At 62.8% G+C, this 12,690-nt stretch carries 6 protein-coding genes; 3 read left to right on the forward strand and 3 right to left on the reverse strand.

The genetic code is table 11. The features are described from left to right. Positions 1 to 24 precede the first annotated feature (24 nt). A complete protein-coding gene (locus PLANPX_RS24685; RefSeq protein ID WP_152101296.1) occupies positions 25 to 1,461 on the forward strand; it encodes a TolC family protein in 1,437 nt (478 codons plus the stop codon). 21 nt (positions 1,462 to 1,482) lie between these two features. Here PLANPX_RS24685 and PLANPX_RS24690 read toward each other — a convergent pair whose 3' ends face one another. Then, the gene (locus PLANPX_RS24690) at positions 1,483 to 4,632 is read right to left on the reverse strand and encodes an efflux RND transporter permease subunit (protein WP_152101297.1); all 3,150 of its coding nucleotides are present in this window, start codon (positions 4,630 to 4,632) and stop codon (positions 1,483 to 1,485) included. Between the two features lie 12 nt (positions 4,633 to 4,644). After that, on the reverse strand, positions 4,645 to 6,093 hold the full coding sequence (locus PLANPX_RS24695) for an efflux RND transporter periplasmic adaptor subunit (protein WP_152101298.1): 1,449 nt from the start codon (positions 6,091 to 6,093) through the stop codon (positions 4,645 to 4,647). Positions 6,094 to 6,812: 719 nt separating this feature from the next. Here PLANPX_RS24695 and PLANPX_RS24700 point away from each other — a divergent pair. Beyond that, complete coding sequence (locus PLANPX_RS24700) at positions 6,813 to 7,433, forward strand: winged helix-turn-helix transcriptional regulator (protein WP_152101299.1); 621 nt, start codon at positions 6,813 to 6,815, stop codon at positions 7,431 to 7,433. Between the two features lie 516 nt (positions 7,434 to 7,949). Further along, on the forward strand, positions 7,950 to 12,287 hold the full coding sequence (locus tag PLANPX_RS24705) for a beta strand repeat-containing protein (RefSeq protein ID WP_152101300.1): 4,338 nt from the start codon (positions 7,950 to 7,952) through the stop codon (positions 12,285 to 12,287). Here the strand turns inward: PLANPX_RS24705 and PLANPX_RS24710 are convergent. Further along, the gene (locus PLANPX_RS24710) at positions 12,280 to 12,606 is read right to left on the reverse strand and encodes a helix-turn-helix transcriptional regulator (RefSeq protein WP_172992314.1); all 327 of its coding nucleotides are present in this window, start codon (positions 12,604 to 12,606) and stop codon (positions 12,280 to 12,282) included. The two genes, PLANPX_RS24705 and PLANPX_RS24710, sit on opposite strands and share 8 nt — an antisense overlap. Positions 12,607 to 12,690: the final 84 nt, after the last annotated feature.

Consider the following 12,690-nt stretch of genomic DNA (forward strand, 5'->3'; position numbering starts at 1 on the left):
TGCTGCGGAAAGGAATCCCGCCAGATGTTCAACATCAATCACAACGTCTTTCTAACGCCTCGCAGCGGCGCATGGCGGCGCCTTGTCGTTTGCTGCTGCATCGCAATCGGTTCAAACCGCGCCGTGGCGCAAAGCCACGTCAATCTGCGCATTGCCGACTCGGTGCTGCCCGCAGCGGAGCCCATTCCGCTGCCGACTCCCGAGGCGGCGGCCGGTCTCGGCCTGGAAGACCTCGAGCAGATGGCGCTCAGTTGCAACCCCTCCGTTCAACGCGCAGCGGCGATGGTCGCCGCTGCGGGCGGAACTTGGGTTCAAGTCGGCTTGGCGCCCAATCCGAGCGTCGGCTACGAAGGCCAGCAAATCGGCAGCGGCGGACTCGCTGAGCAGCATGGCGTGCTGTTTAGCCAAGAAATCGTTCGCGGCGGCAAGCTCGCGCTGAATCGCGCCGTCGCAGGGAACGAACGCATGCGGCTTGAGCAAGAACTCGCAGCCCAACGACTCCGCGTGCTGACCGACGTGCGCGTCGCCTACTTTCAGGTGCTGCTCGCACAACGGCAAATCGACCTAACGAACAACCTCACGCAAATCGGCCAGCAGAGCGCCAAGACAGTCGATGCCTTGTACCGCTCGCAAGAAGTCGGCAAGTCCGACGTTCTGCAGGCTCAGCTCGAAATCGAGAACTCGCAAATCCTCGCCGAAAACGCCCGGAACCGCTACGCCGCCGCCTGGCGCAGCTTGTCGGCCGTCATCGGCGATCCCTCGCTCGCGCCGCAGCCGCTCCACGGCGATCCGCTCGGCGATCCTCAAAAAATCGACTTCGACGAAGCGCTCGGCCGATTGCTCTCGCTCAGTCCCGAAATGGCCGCTGCGTCGATGGCGATCTCGCGCGCTCGCGCCGCCATCGAACGCGAACGCGTCGAGCCGGTACCGAACGTTACGGTGCAGGGCCTCGTCAACTGGATGGATAACGGCATCAACGGCAAACCCGACGGCGGCGTCGCGGTGAGCGTCCCGATTCCCGTCTTCAATCGCAACCAAGGCGGCGTCGCCCGCGCCCAGGCCGAGTTAGTCGCGGCGAGTCGCGCACGCGACCAACTCGAACTCGACTTGCGCAATCGGCTGGCCCCGACGTTCGAACGCTACGCGAACGCCCGCAATCAGGTCGTTCGCTACCGCGACGTCATCCTGCCGGCGGCCGACGAGTCGCTCGATCTCACTCGCAAAACCTACACAGCGGGCGAGACAAATTACGTTGCGTTGCTCACCGCTCAGCGGACGTACTCGCACACGCAGCTTGGTTACTTGGAAGCCGTGCGAGCGCTGCGGATTTCCGAGGTTCAGATCGACGGCTTGCTCCTCGCCGGCAGCCTGGAGAGCGCACCGACCGGATCGTCGAGCCTCGAAGTCGGCGGCGGCGTGCAAACCGAACCAGTCGGCGCGATTGGCCTCGTGCCGCAGTAACGCGTGCATCGACCGAACCGCTCACTTCACCCCGCGCCGCCAGAACCGATCCGACGCATACCGCAGCACCACGTAAAACGTCGGCGTCAAAATCAAACCGAACATCGTGACGCCGAGCATCCCGGCGAACACCGACGTTCCGAGCACTTGCCGCAACTCCGACGCCGGCCCCTCGGCCAGCGCCAGCGGCAACACGCCGAGCAGGAACGCGAACGACGTCATCACGATCGGCCGCAACCGTAGCCGGCACGCTTCGATGGCCGCCTCGATCGTCGAATGCCCCTCTTCTTCGAGTTGCTTCGCAAACTCGACGATCAGCACCGCGTTCTTCGCCGCGAGGCCAATGAGCACAACGAACGCGATTTGCGTGATGAGGTTGTTGTCCATCCCGCGAGCCGAGACGCCCGCCAGCGCGAACGGCAAGCAAATCGGCGCGATGAGGATGATCGCCAGCGGAAGTGACCAACTCTCGTACTCCGCCGAGTGCACAAGAAACACGAACAGCACGCACAGCGGGAAGATGTAGAGCGCCGTGTTCCCCGCGAGTTGCTCTTGGTACGCGATCTCCGTCCACGCAATCGTCATCCCCGGCGGCAAGATCTCGCGGCCGAGCCGTTCGATCGTCGCAATCGCTTCGCCCGAGCTATGCCCTGCCCCGGTATCTCCCTGCACCTCCGCCGCGGGAAACATGTTGTACCGCACGACGCGGTCAGGCCCGCTCTGCCATTTCACGTCGACCACCGAACCGAGCGGCACCATCCGGCCATTCGCGTTGCGAGTCTTCAATCGACGAATGTCCTCCGCCTGATCGCGAAAGTCTTCCTCCGATTGCGTCCGCACCTGAAACGTGCGGCCATACAAATTGAAATCGTTAACGTACGCCGAGCCAAGGTTCGTCTGCAGCGCATCGAACACGCTCGTGAGCGACACGTTAAGCATGTTCGCCTTGACGCGGTCGACGTCGGCAAACAACTGCGGCGTCGATGCGCGGTAGGTCGTAAACACCCCCGCGAGCGTCGGCTCCTTGTAGCAGGCGGCGATCAACTCATCGGTCGCTTTCTGCAGAGCCTGCGCGCCGCTCCCTTTGCGGTCTTGCACGAGGAACTTATACCCGCCGGCGGTTCCCAGCCCTTGCACCGGCGGCGGCGGGACGACGAAGATGCTCGCATCAGGAATCGCCATCAGCGCCTGCTGCAAACTGTCGAGTTGCGTCAGAATCGGCGGCGCCGCCTCGCCCTCGTTCTTCACGCTCGCCGGGCCGACGAAGATCGCCGCCGCATTCGGACTGTTCGACCGCGTGGCGCCCGAGAACCCCGAAAAGCCGACCGCGAAGCCGACGCCCGGATGCTTCATGATGATCTCGGTCGCTTGCTTCACCACTGCGTCGGTGCGCGCGAGTGACGCCCCGTCGGGCAGCTGCAACACTGTAATGAGGTATCCCTTATCTTGCCGTGGAATAAACCCGCCCGGCACCGCCTTGAACCCATACACGGTCGCCCCAATCAGCGCCGCGTAGAGCAACAGCGGCAGCGCGATCTTGCGTAGATTCCACTTGACCGTGGCCGCGTAGAGCGTGCTCGTCCGATCGAACCCGCGATTAAACAGCCGGAAGAACCAGCCAAACGCAAAGTCCCAGAACCGCGTGAACAGATCCCGCTTCGCCCCATGCGGCTGCAAGAGCAGCGCGCAGAGCGCGGGCGTGAGCGTCAACGAATTGAACGCCGACAACAGCGTCGACACCGCGATCGTCAGCGCGAACTGCCTGTAAAACTCGCCGCTGATGCCGCCGATAAACGCCGTCGGCACGAACACCGCCGACAAGCCGACCGCGATCGCGATCACCGCCGCGGTCACTTCGTCCATCGCTTTGTACGTCGCCTCCCGCGGCGGCAAGCCGAGCGCGATGTGCCGCTCGACATTCTCCACGACGACGATCGCATCGTCGACGACAATGCCGATCGCCAGCACCAGCCCGAATAGCGACAGCATATTCAGGGAGAACCCGAACAGCGACATCGCCGCGAATGTGCCGATGAGCGACACCGGAATCGCGATGAGCGGAATGAGGCTCGCCCGCCAGTTTTGCAAGAACACGAGCACGACGATCACCACCAAGATGGCCGCTTCAAACAGCGTGTGGATCACCGCATCGATCGACTCGCGGACGAAGACCGTCGGGTTGTAAACGATCTGGTACTCCAGCCCCTCGGGAAACTCCTTCGACAACTCTTCGATCGTCTGCTCAACGCCGGCCGCCGTCGCCAGGGCGTTCGAACCGGGCCGCTGCGCGATCGCAATCGCCACAGCCGTCTCGCCGTCGAGATACGTGTTGACGGTATACTCTCGCGAACCAAGCTCAATCCGAGCCACGTCGCGCAACCGAATCACCCGGCCATCAGCTCCGGTGCGGACGACCATATCCTCGAACTGCTCCGGCTCAAGCAATCGCCCCAGCGTGTTGATCGTCAGCTGATAATCGCCCGAGACCGACTGCGGCGGCTGACCGATGACGCCCGACGCCACCTGGACGTTTTGCGCACGAATCGCCCGCAAGATATCGTCGCCCGTCAGCGACAGATGCGCAAGCTTCTCCGTATCGATCCACACCCGCATGCTGTACTCACGCAAGCCCGGCATGGTGACATCGCCGACGCCATCGACCCGCGACAGCGCATCCTTTACCTGGATGAGGGCGTAGTTGCCCATGTAAAGCTGGTCATACGTCTTCTTCGGCGAGACGAGGTGAATCACCATCAACAAGTCGGGCGACGACTTGATCGTCGTCACGCCCAGCCGCCGCACATCCTCCGGCAGCCGGGCCTCAGCCGTCGAGACGCGGTTCTGCACCAGCACCTGCGCCTTGTCGAGATCGGTGCCAAGCTTGAACGTCACCGTCAACTGCATCACGCCGTCGACCGTCGACTGCGACGACATGTACAGCATGTCCTCGACGCCGTTCACCTCTTGTTCGATCGGCGTCGCCACCGTGTCGGCGATCACCTCCGGCGAAGCCCCCGGATACATAGCTCGCACAACGATCGTCGGCGGCACGATGTCGGGGTACTGCGCCGCCGGCAACGTGAGGTACGCGATGCCGCCGAGGATGACGGTCACCACCGAAATCACGGTCGCGAAGATTGGCCGATCGATGAAAAAATGGGCGAATTTCATGGGAGTCGATCTCTAGTTGGCACGCTTCGAAACGGGAATCCGCGACTCGCCAGCCGCGTTGGCCAGCTCGCGTTCGTCGACCGGCCGCGAATTCGTCCGCGGCTGCGAGAGCCATTCACGTTGGGGCACGCGCTCGAAATCATTCGGCAATCCCTCCGCATCGAGCGCGAGCGTTTCGGTCTTCACCTTGACCGGAATGCCGGGCATCACCCGTTGCAATCCGCGCAAAATGAGCTGCTCGCTGCCGTCGAGCCCTTCCCGCACGACGCGCAGATTGCGAACCGGCGGACCCAGCTTCACATTCCGCCGCTCGACCTTCCCCTCAGCGTTCACCAGCAGCACGTACTTCTCCGATTGGTCCGCACTCACCGCGAAGTCGGGAACTAGCACCGCCTCGTACCGCTCGCTGCCCGGAATCCGCAGTCGCGCGAACAGCCCGGGCGTCAGCTTGAGATCAGGATTCGGCAGAATCGCCTGCCCGCGCATCGTGCCGGTCTCGGCGTCCATGCGATTGTCGAAGAAATCGAGATGCCCCCGATGCGGAAACTCGTCCGGCTCGTCGGCCAGCCCCGCGAAAATCGGGTTCTTTCCCTCGGCCGTCTCTTCGCCCGTCGGCTTTCCTTCGAGCTTCTGGTACTTCAAAAACGCTTGTTCATCGGCATCGAAGAAGGCGTGAATCGGATCGAGCGAGACGATCGTCGTGATCATCGTCGACTGCCCTACCCCGCCGCTGATCATGTTGCCGATCGTCACCTCACGGGCGCCGATGCGGCCGGTGATCGGGGCGCGAATCTGCGTGTACCCCAGATTGAGCTGCGCGAGTTCAAGCCGCGCATCGGCCGCTTCTTCGGCTGACCGCGCCGAAGCGGTCGCCGTCTTCGCCAAGGCAAGTCGCGCGGACGTGGCTTCCAAGCTCGCTTGAGCTTGCCGCTGCTCCGACTGCCGGATGTCGACTTCTTGCTCGGGAATCGCCTGCTTCTCCAGCAGCGATTTGGCCCGCTTGAGCAGCGTCTCGGACAACTCGAACTGCGATTGGGCGACCTTCACTTCAGCTTCAGTCTGCCGCTCGGTCGCCTGAGCTTGCTCCACCTGCGACTTCGCTTCCGACAGCGACGCATTAGCCAGGTTGACCTCCGCCTGAAACGGCCGCGGGTCGATCAAGCAAAGCAAGTCACCCTCGCGCACCAGCTCGCCTTCGTCGTAGTAGATCGCGTCGAGGTAGCCGCTCACGCGAGCGCGCACTTCAACGAACTCAATCGCTTCAAGCCGGCCGACGTACTCGTCCCACTCGACGATCGGCGCCTTCACCGGATTGCCGACGACGACTTCCACCGGCGGCGGAGCAGGAACTTCAACTTGCTGCGAGCATCCGGTAGCAAAGGCGATCGCAAACAACAAAGGCACAGCGGGAGCGGCGGCGCGTACCGCCAGCGCACCCCGCCGATAGCGGGAATTCGACATGGGACTGGCTCTTCCGAGGATGGCAGGAAATCAACTGTCCACCGCGGGACTAACGTTCGTTAACCCTCGCCAGCGGCAGCGATCAATCGGGGCGGGAGAAACGCTCGATGAAAGAGACGCTTCTGCTCGGTCATGGTTCGGGAGACGAAGCAATTTGCGTGACGCTCGCCCCAAACTTGGGAGTCGCATGCGTATTCTTCGGCTTGCCTCCGCCAGTAACTTTCATGATAATAGTTAGTGTCGACTGATGGGTCAAGCCGAGGAATGTTCCATGAGATCAATCGCGGCCAACCGTAGACTTGTAGACGCCTGCGGTACTTCATTTGAACCGCCAAGGACGCCAAGGTTCGCCAAGTAAAGACACTCTATCCCCGATTTCTTTTGCGCCTTCGCGCCTTTGCGTGAGACCTTTCTTTCTAAAAAAAGATCTCACGCAAAGGCGCAGAGGCGCAAAGGAAAGACAAGCAGAGAGGAGTTCGGTCCTCCTGCGTCGTGTCCGCCGTGCCGTCGTGGTTCACTCACCCTCGCATTTCCTTGGCGAACCTTGGCGTGCTTGGCGGTTGCCTTACCTGCTTTCAATCCCTGCAGTTCCAAAGCGCTTACTAAAATCTCCATCGTGAAGAACCGGCGGCCTGCGTAGAATACTTCGTATCCACACAAAGAGCGGCGTCGCAGCTATTGCTAGCGAACGTCGGCGGCCCTTTTCACGTGATCGTCGTATGCAACGCAAAGATCTCAGCAACGAAGTTTGCCCCGTCGCGCGCAGCCTCGAACAAGTCGGCGAATGGTGGAGCATGCTCATCCTTCGCGACGCGCTCGCCGGACTGACGCGCTTCGACGAATTCGAAAAGAGCCTCTCGATCGCGCCGAACATGCTCTCGCGACGACTCGCGGCAATGGTCGAGTCGAATATTCTTGAAAAACGCAAGTACTGCGATCGCCCGCCGCGCTACGAGTACGTCCCCACGCAACGCGGCCGCGACTTCCAGCCGGTCCTCTGGGCGCTGCTCGCCTGGGGCAACAAGCACTGCACCGAAGCCGGCAAAGGGATCCACATCGTCAACATCAAGACAGGCGCCGTCGCCGATCCGGTGCTCGTCGACCGCAAGTCGGGCAAGCTGCTCAGCGACCAGGAATACCACCTCGTCTGCGAGGCGAAGGCCGCCCAAGCGGCCAAGGAACGGGTCGAGATGATCAACGCTCGCCGTACTGCGAGCACCGCCGACGCTAGTTCAGCGAGCGCACCGGCCCCAAAAACGAGCGTCCCCAAGAAGAAGGCTACGCCCACGGCGAAAAAAGCTTCGGCGGCCCCGAAACGTCCGGCGGCAAAGCGCTCGTAGCGGCCACTTCTGAACGCAGCGGCGGCCCGTTAAATTAGGCTGTTGCTCCAGACATTCCATGGCCCCGGCGTGTTTAACGCTGGGGCCTTTCTCTTCTCCCTGAAACATTTGGCCTGTTTCCTCGCTGAACTCCGTACGGCGGCGTCGCGGACGCCGCCAGTCCGGAACTGCAGCGATCGCTAGGCCACATGCTCGAAAATTATCTCGATCCGACCGTGACGCACGCGTTGCCAATCGGCCCAAGATGGAGACAGAACCGCCGCGAAGAGGAGACGTCGCGGCGGCGGCATGGGCGCGTGGCACGCCTGCTCTCGCAGCGCCCCTTAACATTCGCACCCGCGGCACGCTGACGCCGCGGCACTTTCCGGACTTTTCGAGCACTGCGCCAGCACTTCGCTGATCTGCGCGCGGGGCCACCAGCAGAACAACTGCGCTACTGCTGCGCACTGACCGGCAGCGCTTAATAAACATTTCGCTTACCAAGACGCATTAGCGTCAGATGATCAGGACATCACGATGAATCGCACGTTAACTCGCTCGCTCATTCTCATCGCGGCCCTCGCCGGGCGGACGGCGTCGGCACAACTCGTCAACAACGAGTGGAACGCGGGCAGCGGCAATTGGAACGTTCAAAGCAACTGGTTCCCCTTCGGGGTGCCCGACAACGGCGCCGACGGGTTTGATTACAACGTCCTCATCGGCAATCGCGCCATCGCCGCCAACGCGATCGTCACGTTCGTGCCGCGCGACGGCGTCAGCGACACCGTCTCGTCGTTTGCTCTCTCGGGCGGGGCCGACTTCCTCACGAACGGCAATCGTTTGATCGTGCTTGGCCAAGCGACCGTCGACGGCGTTGGCAGCACGCTGCGGGTCGATCCGAACGCCGCGCCTGGCGCCATCTCGTTTCAAGCAAACAATCTGCTGCTGAAGAACTCTGCCACAATGACGATGAATGGCGGCACCCTCTACGCCGCGACGACCGACGTCGCTCCCAACGCTCGAGTGCAAGGCGGCGGCCTGATCATCTTCGGCGACGCCGATATATTCGCCGAGGACGCCTTCGATAATTCCGGAACGCTCGCCGTTGGTCTCGGCGGTACGCAAAACAACACGCTGACGCTGCAAACGAACGGCATCGATTTCATCGACCTCGACGGCGACAACGAACTGGGCGTCGTCAACGTTTCGAATAACGTCGCCGATCCGCTGGCCGACGCACTTACCCTGGTGATCGACGCACCGCTCGAAGATCCGTTCGGCGGAACGCTGTTAATCGGCAGCCGCGACCTGGTCGAGCTCAAGCAACGTTTACTCATGACCAACGCCACGGTTCAGCTTGCCGGCGGCGATCATCGTGCCACGCTCCGCACCGGCGCCGACACGGCGATTATCTCGACCTCGACGTTCAACATCAGCGGCGACGTCCTCCTGGACGGTCACTACCTGATCAGCAACTCGAACGTCACGGTGGCCGACTCCGCAAAACTCACGCTCACCGGCAGCACCTGGATCGATCGCGGAGCGATCTTGCTCAACAACAACAGCGAGTTGATCGTCACCGGCAACACGACGATCACCGACAGCGGCGACTTCAACTGGGACGGCACGGCCGGCAATGCGACGACGACGGTTCGCGGCAACGGGCTGCTGACGATCGCCGTCGACGAAGTCGATAACAGCAGCAACGACTTCAGCGGCACGCTCAACCTGATCGACAACGGCAAGGCGGTCGTCAACCTCACCTCCGACGCGTGGACGATCTCCGGCACGCTCAATAAGACAGGCGCCGGGATCTCCAGCATCACCGGCGACGGACTTAACATCCGCGGCGCCCTCAACGTAAGCAACGGCACGCTCGCGTTGCCGAAGACGACGCTCGGCGCCGGGGCGGTCGTCAACATTGCCGCCGACGGCATCCTGGAACTGGGCAACGACTCAAGCTTCGCCAGCCCAACTTCCGTCAACGGCGCCGGCACGCTGCGCGTCGCGGCAGCCTCCAGCGTCACTTCCAACACCACAATCAACGTCGGAACCTTTGACTGGGACGGCCTGAACGAAGGCCAACGTCAGTTAGTTGGCAACGAGGTGACCTTTACGATCAACGCCGAGCGTTTCGACGACGACGGCGACATGGACGACCGCATCATTCTGGGCGGCCGCGGCGCCAAGCTGATCGTCAATGGCCCCGCCGAATGGACGATGAACGGCATCTTCGCCGCCGGCATCGGCGTCTCGTCGAATAACGGATCGTCCACCATCGGCGGTACGTCGCGCATGGTGCTCGCCAACCGCCTGAACGTCGACGGGCTCGTCTTCGTCGAGGCGCCGATCACGTTTGGCGACGGTTCCTCCAGCGTCACCGGCGTCGGAACTCGCCTGGTTGTCGTCAACGAGGCGACCTATCGCTCGGGCAACATCATCGGCGACGGCACGTACACGCCAGCCGCCGTGAACAACGTCGTCGGCACGCCCAACATCAGCGTCCGGCATTTCGACTTCGACGCCGGCGATTGGAACATCGCGCCGGGCGGACATCTGAAGATCAACGTCACCAATTACGATCTCGTTGAGCCAACGAAGGCCTTCGATCGCAGCATCACGCTCACCGACGGCGACGTCACCGTCAACTCGGCCGACCCGCGCTTCATCATGAACGGCACGCTGACGATGATCTCCACCAGCGCCGAGCAATCGGCCGACTGGGAAGGGGAACCAATCAGCATCGGCGACGACAACGGCGCGTTGGACGCCAAGCTGATCGTCGGCGGCACGCACACCTCTCGCTTTCGAACTGACGTGCTGTTCAACGGCGACGCCGACGTGAACGTCGCCGCCGGGGCCGCGTTGAGCTTCGAGAACCATGTCGAGTTCAACACGTTGAGCCCCTCCGCAAGCGCCGAGTTCGCCGGCGGCGGCAAGCTCCTCTTCCAACGCACCGTCAACTTCATCGATCCGGTGACGCTCAACATGATCGGCGGCGTGGTCGACCTCGACGGCGACGACGCCACCGGCGACGTCATCACCGTCTTCGCACCGATCACCATCAAGACTGCGGAATTCAGCGACTTCGGCCGCACGAACCCGATGGGCGGCCTCAACGTCATCGATGTCCAAAGCGATTTCGGCTTCGGCTCGCTGACGGTGCAACTCGACGGCCCGACCGCGCACTGGACGCTCAATCCCGAAGGCGTGCTCAAGCTCACCAACGACCGCAATCGCCAGACGCTGCTCGCTGGTAGCGACGTAACCTTGAAGGGAACGGTTCAAGCCAGCGGCGACGTGCAACTCGACGCTCGCGTCGACATCCAAGGATCGATCAACATCGCGATGGCGGGCGAACCGCTCGCCCTTAACGGCGGCGATCAAGGCTTCGTCCCCAACCGCATCGCCGGCGGCGTGGTCTCCGGCGCCGGCCTCCTCGGCGCCAACGCCGACCGCGCCCTGTACGGCTTCGGCACGATCAACACGGCCATCGACTTCGACGACACCGCCATTCTTCGCGCCGATGACGGCATGCTGACGATCAACGGCCCGATCCTCGACGTCGGCCAGATCGGCACCGAAGACCACGACGGCATCCTCAACGTAACGAACGCCTGGAACTCCAACGTCGCCGACTTGGTGCGAATGAAAGGGGGCGAACTCCGCGGCGCCGCGCTCACCGTCGGCAACGCCGAAGGCCTCGTTGGCTTCGGCGTCGTCACGGCGAAGATCATCAACAACACGCGGATCGCGGCCCGTAGCGGATTGCTCCTCCTGGAGACGGCCGCCAGTGACAACGATTGGGATGGCGCCGCAAACAACGGCATGCTGCTCGCCACCTCGGGCGCGACGCTCGAACTCCGCGACAACGCCGACTTCGCCTTCGGCGGCGGCGTCTCCGCCAGCAGCGGCAGCCGCGTGCTCACCAATGGCTTTGCCTTTGACTTCGGCCCAACATCCACGCTCGCCCTCGACAACGGCACGTTCGAATCAACGCGCGGCGTCAACGTCCGCGGCGGCATGACCGTCGCCGGCGCGTCGACCATGAATACGACCGGCGGCGAACTTCACTTCAAGCAAGGGAGCTCGACGAACGTCATGGGCGAGCTCACCCTCGCCGGCGGACCGACCGTCGTCGAAGCGGGCGCCCTCTTCACCGGCGTCGGCGCCCTCAACGTCAGCCCCGGCAACATCTTGCGGCCCAACGCGAACGCGAACCTCAACGTGCTGGTCGATAACCGAGGGACGCTCGTGCCCGCGGGCGACGAAGCGATCGGCCGCGTCACGCTTGGCGAGTTCCAGCAAAGCAGCGGCGCCAACCTGATGCTCGAACTAGCTGGCATCGGCCTCAATCAATTCGATCGCTTGACGATCGAAGGAGGCGCCTTGCTCAACGGCCGACTGAGCATCGACCTCGACGGCGGCTTCATCCCGACGCTTGGGCAGACGTTCAACATTCTCACCGCCGCCGACGGCATCTCCGGGATGTTCAGCAACGTGCAGCTGGTCGACATGCCGGCGGGGCTGTCGTTTCAGCTGAACTACCTCCCCACCATCGTGCAGCTGAAGGTCGTCTCGGCGCCGCTGCTCTCGGCAGACTTCGACCACGACGGCGACGTCGACGGCGACGACCTGACGGCCTGGAAAACGGCATTCGGCCGAAACGCCGGCGGCGACGCGGATGGCGACCTCGACACCGACGGCGCCGACTTCCTCCACTGGCAGCGGCAGTTCGGCTCAAGCTCCGGCGTCGTCAGCCTCACGCCGCCGATCTCGGCCGTGCCAGAACCCTCGGCATTGGCGCTGATGCTTGCGGCTGCCGCTGGCGTCGTTCAGATCAATCGAAAAGGGAAGTCTCAACGAGTCAGTTAGGCCGCTGAATGCATGGAGCCGTCTCACGACAAGCAAAACTCTTCGATGACGGAATCTTCGACGAACGTTCCGGCGTCAATCGCTTCGCGCCATCGGCGAGGTCGTCCAACTCAATGCTCAGCACTCGGCAGATCTGCTGCAATTGAAGTAGGCTCGCCGGCCGCTCGCCTTGCTCGATGCGACGGTAAGTTGCCGGCGTCACGCCGATCGCTTCGGCGAGCGCAACCGCCGTCAGCCCCTCGTGCTCGCGGTACGCCCGCAACAAACGGCAGATCGCCGTTTCTTCGGGCGTCGGCGAGTAGTGAGATGCCGAACTCATGATGCATCGAACCCAATGCATACGGTCGAAACGTGCCAGAGAGCGACTGAAATGATGACGCCGCAGCACGAAGGAGGAAGGCCA

The sequence above is a fragment of the Lacipirellula parvula genome (genome assembly GCF_009177095.1).
Lineage (GTDB): Bacteria > Planctomycetota > Planctomycetia > Pirellulales > Lacipirellulaceae > Lacipirellula > Lacipirellula parvula.